Annotated in this window: 17 protein-coding genes; 7 read left to right on the forward strand and 10 right to left on the reverse strand. The window is 68.3% G+C overall.

Translation table 11 applies throughout. The annotated features are described in order from the left end of the window. The first annotated feature begins 157 nt into the window (after positions 1-157). Entirely contained in the window at positions 158-1,534 is a 1,377-nt protein-coding gene (locus CPBF1521_RS17610) for an MATE family efflux transporter (RefSeq protein WP_104650046.1), read from the forward strand. Positions 1,535-1,618: 84 nt separating this feature from the next. Continuing rightward, complete coding sequence (gene sppA, locus CPBF1521_RS17615; protein WP_104650047.1) at positions 1,619-3,520, forward strand: signal peptide peptidase SppA; 1,902 nt, start codon at positions 1,619-1,621, stop codon at positions 3,518-3,520. A 259-nt stretch (positions 3,521-3,779) separates the two neighbouring features. Here the strand turns inward: sppA and CPBF1521_RS17620 are convergent, their stop codons facing one another. Next, positions 3,780-3,995: a hypothetical protein gene (locus tag CPBF1521_RS17620; protein ID WP_047127474.1), complete on the reverse strand. Its 216-nt coding sequence runs from the start codon at positions 3,993-3,995 to the stop codon at positions 3,780-3,782. 106 nt (positions 3,996-4,101) lie between these two features. On the opposite strand from CPBF1521_RS17620, the gene CPBF1521_RS17625 reads away from it, so the two are divergent. Further along, positions 4,102-4,878 carry an SDR family oxidoreductase gene (locus CPBF1521_RS17625; protein WP_104650048.1) on the forward strand — a complete coding sequence of 259 codons (777 nt, stop codon included), beginning with the start codon at positions 4,102-4,104 and terminating at the stop codon, positions 4,876-4,878. A 278-nt stretch (positions 4,879-5,156) separates the two neighbouring features. On the opposite strand, the gene CPBF1521_RS17630 is transcribed toward CPBF1521_RS17625, so the two are convergent. The 9 genes from CPBF1521_RS17630 to CPBF1521_RS17670 all read right to left on the reverse strand — a co-directional run bounded on the left by CPBF1521_RS17630 (position 5,157) and on the right by CPBF1521_RS17670 (position 14,828). Beyond that, positions 5,157-5,825: a DUF4124 domain-containing protein gene (locus CPBF1521_RS17630; protein WP_115677799.1), complete on the reverse strand. Its 669-nt coding sequence runs from the start codon at positions 5,823-5,825 to the stop codon at positions 5,157-5,159. After that, the gene (locus CPBF1521_RS17635; protein ID WP_115677800.1) at positions 5,822-6,586 is read right to left on the reverse strand and encodes a DUF4124 domain-containing protein; all 765 of its coding nucleotides are present in this window, start codon (positions 6,584-6,586) and stop codon (positions 5,822-5,824) included. The genes CPBF1521_RS17630 and CPBF1521_RS17635 overlap by 4 nt, the downstream gene beginning before the upstream one ends. A gap of 88 nt (positions 6,587-6,674) precedes the next feature. After that, positions 6,675-7,238 (reverse strand): L-threonylcarbamoyladenylate synthase type 1 TsaC, encoded by a 564-nt coding sequence (gene tsaC, locus CPBF1521_RS17640; RefSeq protein ID WP_115677801.1) that lies wholly within the window; start codon positions 7,236-7,238, stop codon positions 6,675-6,677. A gap of 9 nt (positions 7,239-7,247) precedes the next feature. Continuing rightward, positions 7,248-9,743: a DNA topoisomerase I gene (locus CPBF1521_RS17645; RefSeq protein ID WP_104584082.1), complete on the reverse strand. Its 2,496-nt coding sequence runs from the start codon at positions 9,741-9,743 to the stop codon at positions 7,248-7,250. 182 nt (positions 9,744-9,925) lie between these two features. Continuing rightward, positions 9,926-11,167, reverse strand: a complete 1,242-nt coding sequence (locus tag CPBF1521_RS17650) for an RDD family protein (protein WP_115677802.1) — start codon at positions 11,165-11,167, stop codon at positions 9,926-9,928. Positions 11,168-11,194: 27 nt separating this feature from the next. Next, on the reverse strand, positions 11,195-11,929 hold the full coding sequence (locus tag CPBF1521_RS17655) for a pilin (protein WP_104584067.1): 735 nt from the start codon (positions 11,927-11,929) through the stop codon (positions 11,195-11,197). Between the two features lie 37 nt (positions 11,930-11,966). Then, the gene (locus tag CPBF1521_RS17660; protein ID WP_003484452.1) at positions 11,967-12,440 is read right to left on the reverse strand and encodes a DUF494 family protein; all 474 of its coding nucleotides are present in this window, start codon (positions 12,438-12,440) and stop codon (positions 11,967-11,969) included. A gap of 43 nt (positions 12,441-12,483) precedes the next feature. Further along, the gene (gene dprA, locus CPBF1521_RS17665; RefSeq protein ID WP_115677803.1) at positions 12,484-13,620 is read right to left on the reverse strand and encodes a DNA-processing protein DprA; all 1,137 of its coding nucleotides are present in this window, start codon (positions 13,618-13,620) and stop codon (positions 12,484-12,486) included. A gap of 71 nt (positions 13,621-13,691) precedes the next feature. Then, a complete protein-coding gene (locus tag CPBF1521_RS17670; RefSeq protein ID WP_104584069.1) occupies positions 13,692-14,828 on the reverse strand; it encodes a LysM peptidoglycan-binding domain-containing protein in 1,137 nt (378 codons plus the stop codon). A 131-nt stretch (positions 14,829-14,959) separates the two neighbouring features. Between CPBF1521_RS17670 and def the strand changes: the two genes are divergently transcribed. The 4 genes from def (at position 14,960) to CPBF1521_RS17690 (ending at position 19,583) form a co-directional block, all read left to right on the forward strand. Then, positions 14,960-15,472 carry a peptide deformylase gene (gene def / locus CPBF1521_RS17675; RefSeq protein ID WP_104584070.1) on the forward strand — a complete coding sequence of 171 codons (513 nt, stop codon included), beginning with the start codon at positions 14,960-14,962 and terminating at the stop codon, positions 15,470-15,472. A gap of 108 nt (positions 15,473-15,580) precedes the next feature. After that, positions 15,581-16,504, forward strand: coding sequence for a methionyl-tRNA formyltransferase (gene fmt / locus CPBF1521_RS17680; RefSeq protein WP_104650054.1), 924 nt, complete (start codon positions 15,581-15,583; stop codon positions 16,502-16,504). After that, entirely contained in the window at positions 16,504-17,814 is a 1,311-nt protein-coding gene (rsmB, locus tag CPBF1521_RS17685; RefSeq protein WP_104584072.1) for a 16S rRNA (cytosine(967)-C(5))-methyltransferase RsmB, read from the forward strand. Before fmt ends, rsmB begins: the two co-directional genes overlap by 1 nt. Positions 17,815-17,861: 47 nt before the next feature. Continuing rightward, complete coding sequence (locus tag CPBF1521_RS17690; RefSeq protein ID WP_115677804.1) at positions 17,862-19,583, forward strand: ArnT family glycosyltransferase; 1,722 nt, start codon at positions 17,862-17,864, stop codon at positions 19,581-19,583. The last annotated feature ends 107 nt before the right edge of the window (positions 19,584-19,690 follow it).

The raw sequence follows: 19,690 nt of genomic DNA on the forward strand, positions 1-19,690 counted from the left end.
GACGTGGCGCATCTGCCGCCCCGCGTGTTCCCGGCCTGGCGTGGTCATTCCGGCGACCCAACTGCCCATCCCGGAAGTCCGGGTAAGATAGCGGCCCCACGCGACCCGGTGCCAGCGCCTCCCGGCACGGCCGTAGTCCGCGCAGCGATCGGTTTTCATGTCTGTCTCTTCTGCACCCACCTCCGCGACGCCGCGCTTCGCCGCGGAAGTGCGCACCACCGGCCTGCTCGCATTGCCGCTGGTGCTCGGCCACGTCTCCACCGGCCTGATCGGGTTTGTCGACAACGTCATCGCCGGCCACCACGGCACCGCCACGCTGGCGGCGGTCACCATCGGCACCTCGCTGCTGTGGCTGCCGATGCTGGTGCCGATCGGCACGCTGATCTCGTTGACCGCCTCGGTCTCGCAGCTGCGCGGTGCCGGCCGCGAGCACGAGATCGGCCCGCTGTTCCGCCAGGCCCTGTGGCTGTCGCTGGGACTGGGTGCGGTGATGTTCGCGTTCCTGAGCGCGGTGCCGCCGCTGCTGCCCACCTTCGGGATTGCGCCGGACATCGTGCCGGGCGCGACCGACTTCCTGCACGCGGTGCGCTGGGGCGGGCCGGCGCTGACGTTCTACTTCTGCATGCGCTACCTCAGCGAGGGCATGCACTGGACCCTGCCGACCATGCTGCTGGGCTTTGGCGGCCTGCTGGTGCTGGCGCCGCTCGGCTATGCATTGACCTATGGCAGATTCGGCTTCGCCGAGCACGGTGCGCAAGGCCTGGGCATGGCCTCGGCGATCACCATGTGGGTGCAGGCCAGCGTGTTTGCGCTGTATCTGTGGCGCTCGCGCCGCTTTGCGCATCTGCAGTTGTTCGCCCATCTCGAGGGGCCGCGCTGGCGCGCGATTGGCGACCTGTTGCGCACCGGTCTGCCGATTGGCATCACCGTGCTGATGGAGGGCGGCCTGTTCATCGTCACCGCCCTGTTGATCGGCCGGCTCGGCTCCACCGAAGCGGCCGCGCACCAGATTGCGATCAACGTCGCGCAGCTGTGTTTCATGATTCCGATGGGCGTGGCCGAGGCCACCACCGTGCGGGTCGGGCATGCGGTCGGGCGCGGCGATCCGCTGGGCATGCGGCGCGCGGCCTGGGCCGGCTACGCCATCGTGCTGGGCACCCAGGCCTTGTCGGCCAGCGTGCTGTTGCTGGGCCACGATGCCATCGTGAGCGTCTATACCGATGACGTGGCGGTGGCGGCGCTGGCCTCGGTGCTGCTGCTGTTTGCCGCCACGTTCCAGTTTCCCGATGGCATCCAGGTGCTGTCCAGCGGCGCGCTGCGCGGGCTCAAGGACACCCGCGTGCCGATGTTCCTGGCGATGTTCTCGTACTGGGGTGTCGGCATGCCGATCGGCGCCGGGCTCGGCCTGGGGCTGGGCTGGGGACCGCAAGGCATGTGGATCGGCCTGATCCTGGGCCTGACCGTGGCGTCGGTCCTGATGGGCTTGCGCTTCCGGCAGACCAGCCGGCGACTGACTGCCGGCACGACCCCCTGACTTCCAGCGCATGCCGCGCGCGCCACGCAGCCGGTATGCTGGACACCATTGAATTGCATGCAGCGTCTTTCGACGGAGTTTTCCATGAACCACCCCGTGCGTCGCAGTCCCATCGCCAGTTTCTTCGTCGGCCTTTGGGATGTGATGAATTTCACCCGGCGCCTGATCTTCAACCTGGTGTTCTTCGGTTTTCTGTTCCTGATGCTGCTGCTGTTCGTGGTGGCGATCGCGCGGGGCGACGGCACCAAGCCGCTGGCCGAGCGCACCACCCTGGTGATCAACCCCGAGGGCACGCTGGTCGAGCAGTTCAGCGCCGATCCGGTGAGCCGCTCGCTGGCCAAGGCGGTCGGCGACAAGAGCGCCGAGGAAGTGCAGCTGCGCGATCTGGTGCGGGTGATCGAGGCGGCCGGCAAGGACCGCAAGATCGAGCGGGTGGTGTTGAACCTGGACAAGTTCCAGCCGGCCGGTTTCGCCTCGCAGCGTGAAGTGGCCGCGGCGCTGCAGAAGCTGCGCACCTCCGGCAAGCAGATCGTCGCCTTCAGCGAGAGCATGAGCCAGGGCCAGTACCTGCTCGCCGCGCAGGCCAACGAGGTCTATCTCGACCCGATGGGCAGCGTGCTGCTGGAAGGACTTGGCCGCTACCGGCAGTACTTCCGCGAAGGCCTGCAGGACAAGCTCGGCGTGGACGTGCATCTGTTCCGTGTGGGCGAGTACAAGTCCGCCGCCGAGCCGTACATCCTCGATGCCGCGTCGGCCGACGCCAAGGAAGCGGACTTGTTCTGGATGAACGACGTCTGGCAGCGCTACCTGGCCGATGTCGGCACCGCACGCAAGCTCAGCCCGGCGCAGCTGAGCGCCGGCATCGACACCCTGCCCGAGGGCGTGACCGCCGCCGGTGGCGACCTGGCCAAGTTCGCGCTGCAGCAGAAGCTGGTCGACGGGCTCAAGACCCGCGAGGAAGTCGATGCGCTGCTGACCAAGCGCGGCGTGGCCGACAGCGATGCCGACAGCGGCTTCCGCAACATCGGCTTCAACGACTATCTGAGCCAGCTGCAGGCGCAGCGTTCGGCGATGGACAGCCGCCCGCAGGTGGCCGTGGTGGTGGCCGCCGGCGAGATCAGCGGCGGCGAGCAGCCGGCCGGCCGCATCGGTGGCGAGTCCACCGCCGCGTTGCTGCGCCAGGCGCGCGACGACGACGAGGTCAAGGCGGTGGTGCTACGCGTGGATTCGCCCGGCGGCGAGGTGTTTGCCTCCGAGCAGATCCGCCGCGAGGTGGTCGCGCTCAAGCAGTCCGGCAAGCCGGTGGTGGTGTCGATGGGCGATCTGGCCGCCTCGGGCGGCTACTGGATCAGCATGAACGCCGATCGCATCTATGCCGATCCGTCGACCATCAGCGGCTCGATCGGCATCTTCGGCATGGTGCCCAACCTGACCCGCGCGCTGGACAAGATCGGCGTGCACACCGATGGCGTGGGCACCACGCGGTTTGCCGGCGCCTTCGACATCACCCGTCCGCTGGACCCGGCCGCCGGCCAGGTGATCCAGGCGGTGATCAACAAGGGCTACGCCGACTTCACCGGCAAGGTGGCGCAGGCGCGCCACCAGTCGGTGGACGCCATCGACAAGGTCGCACGCGGCCGTGTGTGGAGCGGTGCGCAGGCCAGGCAGCATGGTCTGGTGGACGCGTTCGGCGGCATGTCCGAAGCGGTGGCCGATGCGGCCAACCGCGCCAAGCTGAGCCGCGGCAAGTTCCGCGTGCGCTACGTGGAAAAGCCGGCCACGCCGTTCTCGCAGTTCATGAGCGGATTTGCCGGCAGCCGCATGGGTGCCTGGATGCTGGGCGATTCGGGCATGGCACGTGCATTGCTGGCGCGCTCGCTGCCGGAAGTGGACACGCAGCTGCGCTTCGTCGAAGACGCCGTGCACGACAGCAAGGCGGGCGGCACCCCGGTCAAGTCGCTGGCGTACTGCTTCTGCGGGTTCTGACGCGGCACGATGCCAGCGTGAGGGATCGACAACGCCGGCCACGTGCCGGCGTTGTCGTGTCAGCGCTCAGGCAACGCCACGATGCGGGCGCGCCAACGACGCAAAAGACAGATGGCAGAACGCATGGCGTCACGGTCGAGCGAACTTATGCGTGTTGGCCGTGCGCACAGGTGCACTGCTCGCCTGGCGCGCAATCGCCTGCGCGCACGTGCATTGCTGCTTGGACACAAACGCGCGCATGTCAGGCAGCAGGCTTCGGTTACTGCGTGGCCGCGTCGATCGCCTTGCGTTGATCGTCTGCGGCCTGGTCGCTTGCTGCCTGCACCGCATGTGCCTTGTTCAACGGCTGCTGGATGTGGTCGCGCAGGGCGGTGGCCTGTGGCTCGGGCTTCTGCTCGGTGGGCGCAGGTTGCGGTCGCTGACACGCGCCCAGCAGCAGCATCAGGCTGGTCGCAAGAATCCAATGCCGTTTCATCGTCGTGACCTCGCTCGGGGTGGCGGTATCCTAACGCCGGGGCCATCGTTGCGCGTCAACTGCGCTGCGGCGGCCGTTTCCTGCGTCTTGAAAGAGGATCACCCACGTGACAACCCATCGTTGGCGGCTGGATGGACAGACCGCGCTCATCACCGGTGCCAGCGCCGGCATTGGCTTTGCCATCGCGCGCGAATTGCTGGGCTTCGGCGCGGATCTGCTGATGGTGGCGCGCGATGCCGATGCCCTGGCACAGGCACGCGACGAGTTGGCCGAGGAATTTCCCGAGCGCGAGCTGCATGGGCTGGCCGCCGATGTGGCCGACGATGAAGAGCGTCGCGCGATTCTGGACTGGGTGGAAGACCACGCCGATGGCCTGCATCTGCTGATCAACAATGCCGGCGGCAACATCACCCGCGCGGCGATCGATTACACCGAGGACCAATGGCGCGGCATCTTCGAAACCAACGTGTTCGCCGCGTTCGAGTTGTCGCGTTATGCGCACCCGTTGCTGACCCGCCACGCAGCATCGGCGATCGTCAACGTCGGCAGCGTCTCCGGCATCACCCATGTGCGCAGCGGCGCGCCGTACGGCATGACCAAGGCCGCGTTGCAGCAGATGACCCGCAACCTGGCGGTGGAATGGGCCGAAGACGGCATCCGCGTCAACGCGGTGGCGCCGTGGTACATCCGCACCCGTCGCACCTCCGGGCCGTTGTCGGACCCGGATTACTACGAGCAGGTCATCGAACGCACCCCGATGCGCCGCATCGGCGAACCGGAAGAAGTGGCCGCCGCCGTCGGCTTCCTCTGCCTGCCGGCAGCCAGCTACATCACCGGCGAATGCATCGCAGTGGATGGTGGCTTCCTGCGCTACGGGTTCTGACACGCCATGCATGCATGGTCACGCGGACAGTGCCCATGCATGGCATCGGAAGATGCGCAGGCAGGCGCCGACCCGTCGCTGCGCCTGCGCCTGCAGTGTTCGTCCGCCGCGTCTGCACGCAACGCAGGCGACAGTGCGGCGGGCTTGCTCGCATGCGGCTCGCTGCACCGCGCAGGTCATCCGGTGATCGCTAACGGTTGCAGTGGCTCGAAAGAATCAGCCCGGCAAGCACTGCACCGGCACACTGGCTGGCATGCGCTGCCACGCCGGCTGCAGCGTCATGGCGTGGCGGACGGATTCGCGCAGCGGCTTTCGTCCAGCACCCGGCGCATCTGCACGTAGCGTTGCTTGCGCTCGGCCGATTGCGCCTCGTCGGAGAAACGCCAGGTGGATTCGGCCTGCTCGGCACGCTGGCGCCAGGCCTCGCACAGGCGCTGGTCCGGCACCGGCGCGCAGCGATCGGTGACCACCTCGCAGGCGCTGCCGCCGCCGGTCGCCGGACCGCCGGCCAGGTTGGTGGTCTGCATCGGCAGGCAGCGCGTGGCCGGCTCGCGGTCTTCGGTGAAATAGCGCCCGTTGTCGTGTGCGGTGCATTCGAACAGGGGCGGGGGTGGCAGCGTGGATGTCGAGGGCGCGGCAGGTGGCGTCGCTGCCACCGGTGCTGGCGTCGCAGCCGGGGCGGAGGCAGGGGCATCGGTCTTTGGGGTGGCCTGCGGCTGCGCAGCGGGCGCTGTACGCGCCGGCGCCGCTGCGCCCGATCCACCCTGCGTGAACGGCACTGCGGCCGGTACCGTCATCAGCTTCTTCTGCTGCTGCATGCCTTTCGGGCACGGCATGTTCTGCACGGTGAGCGCGCCGGCCGGATCGGTGCAGCGGTAGATCGCCACTTCCTGTGCGTTGGCCAACTCGGCGCTCGCCAGCAGTGCCACCCACAGCCAGCGCCTCATGCGCCGCCGCAGTCGCGCTGCAGGCGCGCGTCGATGCCGCGCTGCTCGCGGCTCAGATCCTGGCGTTCGCTCTGCAGGGCGTTGTTGTAGCGGCGGATCAGTTCCCAGCGACGGTCGGCCAGGCGCGCGCAGACTTCCTGTTCGGGCAGGGCATGGCATTCGTCGCGGATCTGCACGTTGCCGTAGGGCACGATCACCGTGCCGCCGTGGCCGCCGCCGTTGTAACCGCCGTGGCCGCCGCCTCCGAAGCTTGCGCTGCCGCGCAGGCTTCCCCCCCGTCCGGAGCTTCCCTGCACCGCGCCCGCCGGGCGTGGGCTGACCGAGATCGGCGGACGCTGGATGCCGCCGCCGCTGACCGGCGGGCCAATGCCATTGCCCACATAGGCCGGGCCCCAGGTGGGCACCCAGCGCGGATTGCCTTCCGGGCTGTCGCTGGTATAGCGCTCGCCCTCTTCGGTGGTGCACTCGTACATCGGCTGCGGCGGCTGCACGGTGATGATGCGCACCTCGCGCGGCGGCTGCGTGGCGACGGCCGCCGGGGCGTCGTCGGCGCGCTGCGGTCGCGGCGGTGGGTCCTGCGGGCGCTGCAGGTCCATTATCTGCTGGCGCCCGCTGCTGCACGGCGCATCCTGCAGGGCGACGGTGCCGGTGCTGCTGACGCAGCGGTAGATCCGCACATTCGGATCCGGTTTGCTGGCGGTGTTGGCCGCCGACGCAGGCAGCGTGGTGGCCAGCAACAGAAGGGTCAGGACGGTACGCATGGCCGCAGTGTGCGCGTCTGCCGGCCTATGGGCAAAGGGGGAGGCGGTGTGCAGGCAGGCGCGCCGACAGGCGGCGCGTGGTCACTGCTCAGTCGCGCAGGATCTGTCCGCTGCGGGCATCGCGGATCTGGGTCGGTTGCGCCAACGCGCCCACCTCGCCATCCACCACCCCGTCGATGCTGGCCAGCAGGGCCGGGTCCAGCGCCTGGCGGCTGCGCGCGGGTGGTTCGCCGGCCAGGTTGGCGCTGGTGGAGACCAACGGGCCGCCCCAGGCCGCACAGAGCGCGGCGACCACCGGATGTGCGCTGATGCGCACCGCCAGCCCGTCGTGCGTGCCCGTGACCCAGCGTGGCGCCTGGGCGGTGATCGGCAGGATCCAGGTATGCGGGCCCGGCCAGCTGGCCAGCACCTCCTGCCTGCGGGCCGGCGCCAGCGCGTCCATATCCACCCACGCGTGCAGCACATCCACGCTGGCAGCGACCACGATCACGCCCTTGTCGACCGGACGACGCTTGATCTCCAGCAGCCGCAGCACCGCGGCCTGCTGGCGCGGGTCGCAGCCCAGTCCCCACACCGCTTCGGTGGGATAGGCGATCACGCCGCCCTGGGTCAGGGTGGCGACGGCGCTGTCCAGGCTGAGCATGTGCTGCATGCGGCGCCCTTAGCCTGCGGCCTTGCTCACGGTCTTCTTGACCACGCGCTTGGTGGCCTTCTTGGCAGCGGCCTTCTTGGCCGGCGCCTTCTTCGCCGCCGTCTTGGTGGCGGTTTTCTTGACCGCGGTTTTCTTGGCGGCGTCCTTGGCCTCCTTGGCCGAATCCTTCACCGCGTTCTTCTTGAGCGTGGCCTTCTTGGCGCCGAAGCCCTTGCGCACCGGCTTGCCGGTATCGGCCAGCAACTGCTGCACTTCTTCGAACGTCAGCGTGGCCGGCTCGCGATCCTTGGGGATCTTGCCATTGAGCTTGCCATCGCTGATGTACGGGCCGAAGCGGCCATTGAGCACCTGGATGTCGCTGCCTTCGAAGTCCTTGATCACGCGGTTGCGCGCGATCTCTTCCTTCTCCTCGATCAGGAACACCGCGCGCGCCAGGTCGATGGTGTACGGGTCGTCTTCCTTCTTCAGCGAGGCATAGACGCTGCCGCGGCGCGCAAACGGGCCGAAGCGGCCGATGCCGACGCTGACGTCCTGGTCCTTGTCCTGGCCCAGCGCGCGCGGCATCTTGAACAGTTCCAGCGCGTCCTCGATGGAGATCGAATAGATGCTCTGGCCCGGCCGCAGCGAGGCGAAGGTGGGTTTCTCCTCGTCTTCGACGGTGCCGATCTGCACCATCGGGCCGAACCGGCCGATGCGCGCGCTGACTTCCTTGCCGCTGACCGGGTCGGTGCCCAGCACGCGCACGCTGCCGGCGTCGGTCTTGTCCAGCGAATCCTTCTTGTCCTCGACCAGTTCCTTGAACGGGCCCCAGAACTTCTCCATCAACGGGATCCACTCTTCCTCGCCGCGCGAGACCGCATCCAGGTCGTCTTCGAGCTTGGCGGTGAAGTCGTAATCCACGTAGCGGGTGAAATGCCCGGACAGGAACTTGGAGACGGCGCGGCCCACGTCGGTGGGACGGAAGCTGCGGCCTTCCATTTCCACGTACTTGCGGAACTGCAGGGTCTGGATGATCGAGGCGTAGGTCGACGGCCGGCCGATGCCGTATTCCTCCAGCGCCTTGACCAGCGCCGCTTCGGTGAAGCGCGGCGGCGGCTGGGTGAAGTGCTGGTCGGTGACGATGCGGTCCAGCGGGATGTTGTCGCCGGCCTTCATCAGCGGCAGCTTGCGGCCTTCGTCCTCGTCCTCGCTGCTCTTGGTGTCCTTGCCTTCTTCGTAGACCGCCAGGAAGCCCGCCACCACCACGGTGGTGCCGCTGGCGCGGAACACGTGCTCGCTGCCGGCCGACAGATCGACGCTGACGGTGTTGAGCGTGGCCGGGATCATCTGGCAGGCCACTGCGCGGCGCCAGATCAACTCGTACAGGCGACGCTCGTCGTCGGACAGGAAGCGCGCCACCTGCGCCGGGGTGCGCAGCGCCGAGGTCGGACGCACCGCCTCATGCGCTTCCTGCGCGTTCTTGGATTTGGTGGTGTAGGCGTTGGGCTGGTCCGGCAACGAGGCGGTGCCGAAGTCGCGCGCGATCACATCGCGGATTTCCGCCAGCGCGTCCTGCGACAGGTTCACCGAGTCGGTACGCATATAGCTGATCAGACCGACCGAGCCTTCGTCGCCCAGCGCCACGCCTTCATACAGTTTCTGCGCCACCTGCATGGTCTTGCGGGTGGTGAAGCCGAGCTTGCGCGAGGCTTCCTGTTGCAGCGTGGAGGTGGTGAATGGCGGGGCAGGGCGGCGCTTGCGCTCCTTGCTGGCCACATCGGTGACGTGCAGCACGCCTTGGGCGGCCTGCTGGATGCGCAGCCGCGCCGCTTCTGCGGTATCGCCGTCGGTGACGGTGAACTGCTCGAACTTCTGCCCGTCCAGCTTGATCAGGCGCGCATTGAACGGCTGCGACGGATGCCGGCAATGCGCATCGATGGACCAGTATTCGCGCGCGATGAAGGCTTCGATCTCTTCCTCGCGCTCCACGATCATGCGCAGCGCCGGCGACTGCACGCGGCCGGCCGACAGCCCGCGCTGCACCTTGCGCCACAGCACTGGCGACAGGTTGAAGCCGACCAGATAGTCGAGCGCGCGGCGGGCCTGCTGCGCATCGACCAGATCGGCCGCGATCGCGCGCGGCTTGAGCATGGCTTCCTTGATCGCGCGCGGGGTGATTTCGGTGAACACCACCCGCTGCATCGTCTTGTCCTTGAGCAGCCCGCGCTCTTTCAGGATCTCGGCGATGTGCCAGCTGATCGCCTCGCCCTCGCGGTCCGGGTCGGTGGCCAGATAGATGTCGTCGGCGCTCTTGGCGGCGCGCGCAATGGCTTCGACATGCTTCTCGTTCTTCTCGATCAGGTCGTAGCGCATCGCAAAGCCATTGTCCGGATCGACCGCGCCCTCCTTGGGGACGAGATCGCGCACGTGCCCATACGAGGCCAGGACGGTGAAGTCCTTGCCGAGGTATTTATTGATCGTCTTGGCCTTGGCAGGCGATTCGACGATGAGCAGGTGCTTGGGCATGGTGGCAAATTCTTTGGGCAGGGCCCGGGGGGCAGGTAGCGTGGCCTAATTGGCCGGTGGAGGGAAGCAGATCGCCTGTTTCCCACACGTCAACGCCCGGGAAACGAGCCCGGGCGTTCAGTTCTCTTATTAGAAAGATCACGGCGGACGCCGCCGTGTCAAGCGGCCAGTGCCGCGAACTGCTAGTTCTGGCTCATTCCGATGGCGGTCAGCAGGAAGGCCAGCGCCACGACCGAGAACACCAGCAGCACCGCATAAATGGCCAGGACCACGATGGTGACCGTATCCAGACCCCTGGATTGCCGCTCCGGGTGATCGGTGAAGGCCCAGCGGTCCACCACCAGGGTGTCGCAGACCTTGTCGTGCGGGGCCTGCTTGCGCGCGGTCATGCCGGCCATGAACGCCGCCACGATCGCGCCGATGCCCAGGGTGAGCACGCTGATCAGCATGTAGGCCAGATAGCGCAGCACGTTGCGCCAGAAACCGACCCGGCCGCCGTTGCTGTCGGCACGCACCAGCTTGATGCCGCAGGCGAGCTTGCCCAGGCTGGCCTGATGCCGGCTGGACTGCATCCAGGCGAAATACAGCGTCGGGATCGCCAGGCCGATGCCATAGGACAGCACCAGGATGGCGGTGCCGAGTGCGCTGCCGTCGTCCAGCGCCGAGCCGGAATCGCCCCGGGTGGTCGCCAGCGCCACGACGAACACCAACGGAATCACGATCAGGTACACCGCAAAGCTGGTGATCAGGCTGTCCAGGATGCTGGCGGCCACGCGCCGCCACAGTCCGGCGTAGACAACCGGGGCCTCATGCAAGGCAACGGTGGCTGCAGGCGCGGCGGCAGAGCCCCAGGCATCCGGAACCGGCACGCCGGCGGATGGATGCGACGAGGTAGAGGCCGGCGTAGGCGCGTTAGCGGTGGTGGTCAGGATCGGGTCTGGGGCCGCTGGAGTTGTGGCCGCGTCTGCCGGCGTGGTGGCCCACGCCACTGGATCGACCGGTGCAGCATCTGCCGGTGCAGCGTGCTCGCGCGCCGGAAGCTGCTGGTGATCGGCCACCGCATGCTGATCGGCAAGGCCGGGTTCGGTCTGCCCAGGCGCAGCGTCTGCAGTGGGGGCGGCAAATGACGCGGCTGCGGCAGGCGTACCGCCCGCCGCGCCGCTGGCCGGGTCAACCGTCGCCTGCGGCGCGCTGCGCGGAACGTCCGGGTCCGCATCGGCGGTCGGCGCGGGAGGCATCGGCACCGCGGTGGCGACGTCCAGCTCGGCCGCGACCTCGCCAAGTGTCACCCACTGCGGCAAGCCTTCGCGCCAGACCAGGCTGGATGCATCGATCAGGCCGTCGGACAGGCGCGCGCGAAGCGTGTCCGTGTCCACCGGCCCCTGGCGCTCGCGTTGTGCGTCGGCGTAGTACCACTGCGTCATTGAAGTCCCCTTGGGTAAAGCGATTGACTAGCCGCGGCAGTCCGGCGGCAGTTGGTCGTCGTCGATCTCGGAGCTGCACTGCCAGGTGCCGGCGTCTGCGTCGAAATCCAGCCACAGCGCCTTGCCGTCGATCCTGGTCATTGTCGGCGCATGCAGCAGCGCCTCGACGCCGCATTCGGTGGTGTCGAAACGGCCGATCTGCACGCTGGTCAGCACCTCGTTTGCATACCGCTCGGGCGCGAGGAAGCCGGCATCGCCATTGACCGGGCAACGGCCTTGCTGGGCGAGAAACCCGGCGATCTGCGGCTTCAAGGGCGCCAGCGCCGTGATCGCCCGGGCGACCTTGCTACGCGCGGTGTAGTCCTGATACGCCGGCAGCGCGATCGCAGCCAGGATGCCGATCACCGCCACCAGCACGAACAGGCCCACCACCGCGCCCAGCACCAGCGCCAGCGGCCAACCCGGCCCGTTGCCGGGCAGGCGCTGCGCTGACGACGGGGACGAACTGGCGGCAGCGGCGTGAACAGCTGCAGGCGGAACCGGCGGCAGCGGCGGCGGCAGCACTGCGGTGCGCATGGCGGTGGAAATCGGGGGGCCGAGCTCGTCGGCGCACGCTGACAGCGGCACCCATCGGGCAAATCCTGCGCGCCAGACCAGGGTGTCCAGTGCGATCGCGTGATCGCGATACAGCGCCAGCAAGGCCTCGCCGGCCACCGGGCCACGCCGATGGCGGTTGCCCTCGGCGTAATACCAACTGCTCATTGCCGTCCCCTCGCACGCTTCCGTTGCGGCTTCCGCTTCAGTGTACGGGTTCAGGCTCGTCCAGGAACATCTGCGTTTCCATCCAGGCATAGGCCGCTTCGGCGCCCGGCTGGTTGAACAGCACCATCAAGACCACCCATTTGAGGTCGTCCAGGTCCAGTTCGTCCTGATCCAGCGCCATGGCGCGGTCCAGCACCAGCTCGCGCTGGTCGGCGTCCAGGATGCGGTGTTGTTCCAGGAACAGCAGAAATCCACGGCAGTCCACATCGAGCTTGTCCAGCTCCGGGCCGTGATAGATGCGTACCGGTCCATCGACATGCGGGCGCGCGACACTGGGCCGCTGCTCGGAGAGCGCGTCCAGCCAGTCGAAGGCTTTGCTGATTTCTGCGGGACTGAAACCGGCCTGGATCAGGCCATTCTGAAGCGAGTCACGGTCGCGGACCAGGTCCGCATCTTCGCTGAAATAATGTTCGAACAGGTACAGCAGTACATCAAGAATGCTCTCTTTCATTGCCCCTCGGCCTGCGTCGCGCGACGCTGTGGAGGTGAAGAAACTAGGGATTGCGGGTATAGCGACCGTGCTCGGCGACCACGTCTCCCTCCAGTTCCATGATGAGCAGCATGGAGGACAGCGCGGCGGCCGTCAATCCGGTGCGTTCGACCAGGGAATCCATAGGGGTTGGGTCGTGGCCCAGCGCCTGCCACAAGCGCTGGTAGTCCGGATCCGAGCGCGCCGTGCCGGCTTGCGGTGGTGTCCTGGCCTGATCAGTGGGGGCGGCCAGGCGCTGGCGCAAGGCGTCTGCCAGTTCGCCCGACAGCAGGCGCAGGCCGTCGATGATCTGGGCCGGCTCCTGCGCCAGGGTGGCGCCCTGCCGGATCAGGTGATGGCAGCCGCGCGCGAGCGGATTGTGCAGCGAGCCGGGCAGGGCGAACACCTCGCGCCCGGCCTCCGCCGCCAGCCGCGCGGTGATCAGCGCACCCGAGCGCATGGCTGCTTCCACCACCAGGGTGCCCAGGGCCAGCCCGGCGATGATCCGGTTGCGGGCCGGGAAGTGTCCCGCGACCGCCCCGGTACCGGGCAGGTACTCGCTGACCACTGCACCACGCGCGGCGATGCGATCGCGCAGGCACTGGTGATGCGCGGGATAGGCCACATCCGTGCCGGTGCCCACCACCGCCACGGTGATGGCGTCGCTGCGGGCAAGCGCGGCCTCGTGCGCGATCGCATCCACGCCGGCGGCCATGCCACTGACGATGGCCAGGCCGGCGCCGGCCAGGCTGGAGGCGAATGCACGGGTGTGGTCGCGGCCGCCGGCGGTGGCGGAGCGGCTGCCGACCACGGCCACGCCCGGGTGCCAGAGCGCGTTCGGGTCGCCGTCCACGAACAGGGCCAGCGGCGGGTTGACGATGTGGCGCAGCAGGGCGGGGTAGTCGGGGTCGTTCAGGCCGATCAGGTGATGGCCGGGCTGCTCGCACCAGTGCAGGGCGGCGTCCAGGACGCGCGCATCGGGCGCCTGCAGGCGAGCCGCCTGCAGATCGTCGCAGCCGGCGGCACGCCAGGCCTCGTGCCCGGCGACCAGTATCTCTGCCGGGCTGCCAAAACAGCGCAGCAGTGTGCTGCGCGGCGGGCTGCGGCCACCCGCCATGAGCAGGATCAGGAATGCGCGCAGGTCGGGAGTCGGAAGAGCCATGCCTCAAGCCTGGACCGCAAACGATGACGGCGCCCTCGGGCGCCGTCGCATTACCGCATCGGAATTTTCGCTTACTGCGCGTCGGGATGCTTGACGAAGTAGCCCAGGCCGGTCGGCTTGACGCTTTCCATCACCAGCGCATAGCTGACCTTGTCGAAGGTGCGGAACACCATCGCGTGCGAGGCGTATTCGTCGGGCAGGCCGACGGTGGAGCCGGCCGGGCCGCTGAAGTCGTCGTCGGTCCGCGAGAAGCGCGAATGCTTGACGCGGTCGCTGACCGTGCGGCCCTTGCGCCAGATCGAGAACACCGTGCCGTTGTTGATGCCTTCGCGGGCGCCGCCGGAGATGGCAATCACATCGCGGGTACCGCCGACGATGAAGGCATCGGAGATGGCCAGCACCCGCAATTCGGTCTGCAGCGCCTGTTCCGACGGCGGATGCGGGATGAACTGCAGGTCGTACGGCTGCGCTTCGACGGCAACGATACGATCGCCGGCGCGCACTTCGCGGCCGCTGTCCTGCAGCAGCAGGGTGGCCGCCTTGGAATTGCCGCCCGCCGCGCTGCGCGTGATGGTGCCGACGTTGACCTGTGCCAGTTCGTAGCCCAGGAACTCGCGGCGCGTGCTCGGCGCGATGTAGTTCTTCCAGATATTGCCGGCGCCCGCGGTGATGTTGCCGGCCGCATCGAGGTCTTCGTTGTGCTTGGGCAGGCTGAACTTCACGGTCGGGCGCACCACCGCAAAGCGCTGGCCCGGCTGTGCATCGTCCAGGCCGACCACATAGGCCACCTGGCCGGTGGTGGCGCGCGCGCGGCCGCCTTCCAGGCCCACCACGTACGGCAGCTGGTCGAAGTCGTCGGTGACGCGCAGGTTCTTCAGGAACGGCTCGACCTCCGCCAGCGGAATCGCGTTGATCGGCGCTTCCTGGCGCGGGCCGGGCTGGACGGTGCCCTTGGCGACGCGATCCAGGTAGGCCAGGCTGATCACGTCGCCGGGGTAGATCAGGTGCGGATTCTGGATCTGCGGGTTGGCCTGCCAGATTTCCGGCCACAACCACGGCTTCTGCAGGAAACGTCCAGCAATGTCCCACAGGGTATCGCCCTTGCGGACCACGTAGGTGTCTGGATGTTCGCCCACCGCTTGCGCGGCAGCGTAGGTCGCGACGGTCAGCATCGCCGCAGCGACGACCGTACGAAGTCGGTTCAACATGAGTGCCTTCTTGCCTGATTCCCCAACAGGTCCGCGCACTATAGTCCAGAAACCGGGGCGTCACGCAAGCATTGCGCTAGAATGACAGCGTCTTGCCGGCGCAGCGCCGGTGTTCCCAGACGGGTAATCCCATGGCTTTGCTCCCTATCCTCGAATTCCCCGACCCGCGGCTGCGCACCAAGGCCGTGCCGGTCGATGCTGCCGAGCTCACCAGCCCGGCATTCCAGACCCTGCTCGACGACATGTTCCAGACCATGTACGAGGCGCCCGGCATCGGCCTGGCCGCCAGTCAGGTGGACGTGCACAAGCGTTTCATGGTGATCGACGTCAGCGAGGAGAAGAATCTCCCGCAGGTGTTCGTCAACCCGGAAATCGTGAGCAGGCAGGGCGAGCAGGTGTATCAGGAAGGCTGCCTGTCGGTACCGGGCATCTATGCCGATGTCGCCCGCGCCGATGCGATCACCGTGCGCTATCTCGACCGCCAGGGCAAGGCGCAGGAACTGAGCACCGATGGCCTGCTGGCGGTGTGCATCCAGCACGAGATGGACCATCTGGACGGCAAGCTGTTCGTCGATTACCTGTCGCCGCTCAAGCGCGAGATGGTGCGCAAGAAGCTGGCCAAGCAGCGTAAACACGTGGCCTGACGGCCGGGATTTGGGACTTGGGAGTCGGGATTCGCAAAGCCGGTTCTCTCACCGATTGCCGAATCCGCCGTTGCGACTCCCCAATCCCCACTCCCGAACCCCCGCCCTATGAGAATCGTATTCGCCGGTACGCCGGATTTTGCCGTCGCCTCGTTGCGCGCCGCCGCGCAGCGGCATGAAGTGGTGGCGGTCTATACCCAGCCGGATCGGCCTGCCGGCCGTGGCCGTGGGTTGACGCCCTCGCCGGTCAAGCTGGAGGCGATCGCGCGCGGCATTCCGGTGTTGCAGCCGCAGACATTACGTTCGCCCGAGGCACTGGCCACGCTGCGCGCGCTCAATGCCGACCTGATGGTGGTGGTGGCCTACGGCCTGATCCTGCCCAAGGCGGTGCTGGCCGCGCCGACCCACGGCTGCTGGAACGTGCATGCCTCGTTGCTGCCGCGCTGGCGTGGAGCCGCGCCGATCCAGCGCGCGATCGAGGCCGGCGATACCGAAACCGGAGTCTGCCTGATGCAGATGGAAGCCGGGCTGGATACCGGCCCGGTGCTGCTGTCGCAGCGCATCGCAATCGGCGAGCAGGAAACCGGCGGGCAGCTGCACGACCGCCTGGCCGCGCTGGGCGCGCAGGTGCTGTCCGATGGCCTGGGCCTGCTGCGTGCCGGCATCCGTCCGGTGGCGCAACCGCAGCCGGACGAGGGCGTGACCTACGCGCACAAGCTGGACAAGGCACAGGCGCGGCTGGACTGGGCGCAGCCGGCGCAGGAACTGGCGCGGCGCGTACGCGCGTTCAATCCATGGCCGGTGGCCGAGGCGCTGCTGGCTGGCGAGCGCGTGCGCCTGCATGGCGCGGTGGCGCTGGAGCTGGCGCATCAGCAGGCGCCGGGCACCCTGCTCGCCGCCAGCAAGCAAGGCATCGACATCGCCTGCGGGCAGGGCGCGCTGCGGGTGCGCGTGCTGCAGCGCGAGGGCGGCAAGGCGATCACCGCTGCCGACTACCTCAACGCACGCCGCGACCTGCCGGCGCTGCGCTGATGCCGGCAGAGACCGCAATGGCGGGCGTGGGCTCGCGTCTGGCCGCGGCACGGGTGCTGACGGCCGTGTTCGACCAGGGCCGCTCGCTCAAGGCCGAACTGGCCGCGACCCTGCCCGGTCTTGATGATCCACGCGACCGCGCGCTGGTGGAGGCGATCTGCTTTGCGGTGCTGCGCCGCCGCCCGGCCTATGACGTGGCATTGCGGCAGTGGCTGGAACGCCCGTTGCCGCCGCGCGATGCCGAACTGAAGGCGCTGCTGATGGCCGGCTTCGCCCAGCTCGACGTGCTGCAGCTGCCCGCGCATGCGGCGTTGTCGGCCACCGTGGACGCGTGCCGCGCGCTGGGCCGGCCGCGTCAGGCCGGCATGGTCAACGCGATCCTGCGGCGCGCCCAGCGCGAGGGGTTTCCGGCGGTGTCCGCCGATGCGGGCTGGCCGTCCTGGCTGCGCAAGCAACTGCGCGCCGATTGGGGCGACCAGGCCGAGACCATTTTCGAGGCAAGCGCGCAGATGGCGCCGATGTGGCTGCGCGTGCAGCGCTCGCGGATCGACCCGGCCGGCTATGTCGCAGGCCTGGCCGCGCTGGGCATCGCCGCCGAAACGGACGCGGTGTTGCCGGATGCGGTGCGTCTGCACGGTGCGGTGCCGGTGAGCCAGTTGCCGGGCTTTGCCGAGGGCGATGTCTCGGTGCAGGACGGCTCCGCGCAGCAGGTCGCCGATGCGCTGGTGCTGGCGCCGTCTGCGCGTGTGCTCGATGCCTGCGCCGCGCCCGGCGGCAAGGCCGCGCATCTGCTGGAGCGCCATCGCGGCCTGCAGCTCACCGCGCTGGATGTGGATGCGCGCCGGCTGGAGCGGGTGCAGCAGACCCTGCAGCGCACCGTGCCGGGCGCGCAGGTGACCTTGCACGCGGCCGATGCGGCCGAGACCGACGCATGGTGGGACGGCCAGCCGTTCGATGCGGTGCTGCTGGATGCGCCGTGTTCGGCCACCGGCGTGGTGCGCCGTCAGCCGGACGTGCTGCTGCATCGCCGTGCCGACGATATCGACGCCTTGTGCGCATTGCAGGCGCGTCTGCTCGATGCCAGCTGGCGCACGCTGCGACCGGGCGGGCAGCTGCTCTACACCACCTGTTCCCTGCTTGCGCGCGAGAACCAGGCGCAGGTGGATGCCTTCCTGCAACGCACTGCCGACGCACGGGCGCAGCCGCTGGGTGCGCAATTCGGGCATGCGGCCGGTGCCGGACGGCAGCGTTTCCCCGGCGAGCGGCACTGCGACGGTTTTTTCTACGCGCTTTTGCTAAAAGCGTCCTGACCGCGCGCCGAACCCGGCGCTCCACCTCCGCACCCACGCCATCCGTCATGCTCAAGACTCGTGCTTCCAAGGATTTCTGGCTGCTGGCCATCACGGCTGTGCTGGTGATCGGCGCCGGCCTGGGACTGCGCGACCCCTGGCCGTCGGACGAGCCGCGGTTTGCGCTGGTCGCCAAGCAGATGGTGATGAGCGGCGATTGGTTGTTCCCGCATCGCGGCAACGAACTGTACTCGGACAAGCCGCCGATGCTGATGTGGCTGCAGGCGCTGTTCTACACGCTGCTGGGCAACTGGCGGGTGGCGTTCCTGCTGCCGTCGCTGCTGGCGGCGCTGGGCACGCTGGCCTGCGTGTACGACCTCGGGCGGCGGCTATGGACGCGGCGCGTGGGGGCCTATGCGGCCTGGATGCTGCTGTTCACGCTGCACTTCACCTTCCAGGCCAAGAAGGCGCAGATCGATCCGCTGGTGGTGTTCTGGATCACCCTGGCCAATTACGGACTGCTGCGCCATCTGCTGCTGGGGCCGGCCTGGCGCTGGTGGACGCTGGGCTGGTTCGCCGCCGGGCTGGGCGTGATCACCAAGGGGGTCGGCATCATCGCCCTGCTGATGCTGATCCCGGCCGGCATTGCGGCGGCGCGCGGCTGGCCGGGCGTGCGCGTGCATGTGCGCGATCGGCGTTTCTGGCTGGGGCCGCTGTTCTTCTTCATCGCGATCCTGTTGTGGTTCGTGCCGATGATGGTGACCGCACTGACTGCCGGCCAGCCCGAGTACCGCGTCTATCTCAACGACATCCTGCTGCGCCAGACCGCCAAGCGTTATGCCAATTCCTGGGATCACGCGCAGCCGGTCTGGTACCACTTCAAGGGCATGGCCACGATGTGGCTGCCGACCATCCTGTTGCTGCCCTGGGCGATCCCGGCCTGGTGGCGCCGGCTCAAGCGACGCGATGCGCGCTATCTGTTGCCGCTGGCCTGGTGGCTGCTGGTGCTGGTGTTCTTCACCATTCCCAGCGGCAAGCGCGATGTGTACATCCTGCCGGCGCTGCCGATGTTCTGCCTGGCCCTGGCGCCGCTGGCGGCAGGCCTGCTGCGCCGTGCCGGGGTGCAGCGGCTGCTGTTCGGATTCGTGGTGCTGCTGACGGTGGCCTTCGTTGCCGGCGGTGCGGCGATGCTGATCGGGCACCCGGGGTTCGAGCAGAAGATCATGGACAGCCGCGGAGTCGGCAGCGAGGCCACCGACCCGCTCGGCTGGCTGCTGCTGGCGGTGGGCCTGTGGGGCGTGGCCAGCCTGTTGCTGCTGCGGGTGCGCCGTTCCGCGCTTGCCGCCGCATCGCTGCTGGGCGCGTGGTGGGTGGCGTTCGGGTTGGTCTGCTATCCGATCTTCAACGATTCCAGTTCGGCGGGCGCGGTGATGCGCGAGGCCGGGCGCCGGATCGGCCCGGATGCGCAGCTCGGGCTGGTGGGCTGGAAGGAGCAGAACCTGCTGATGGCCGACCGCCCCGCGCAGACCTTCGGCTTCAAGGTGCCGTGGGAGCAGCAACTGCAGCGTGCGGTGGCCTGGCAGGCACAAGACCCGGAGCAACGCTGGCTGATGGCGCAGGAGACCGCGCTGCTGGCCTGCGTGGACCGCAGCCGCAGCCAGATGGTGGGCGTGGCCAACCGCCGTCGCTGGTGGCTGGTACCGGCCGATGCCATGCACGGCAGCTGCGTGGCAAGTGCCGAGCAGCGGGCAGTGGAAGCGCAGGAGCAGGGCAACCTGGACACCGAATGAGCCGGCGCAGCACAGGTTCCGGCCACGATCGGCGGCGCGTCAACGCCGCCGCCGGCCGTCGTCTAGCATGGATTCATGCGGGACATCGTTAGCTTGGCCGGCGTTGC

The sequence above is a fragment of the Xanthomonas euroxanthea genome, from assembly GCF_900476395.1.
Classification (GTDB): domain Bacteria; phylum Pseudomonadota; class Gammaproteobacteria; order Xanthomonadales; family Xanthomonadaceae; genus Xanthomonas; species Xanthomonas euroxanthea.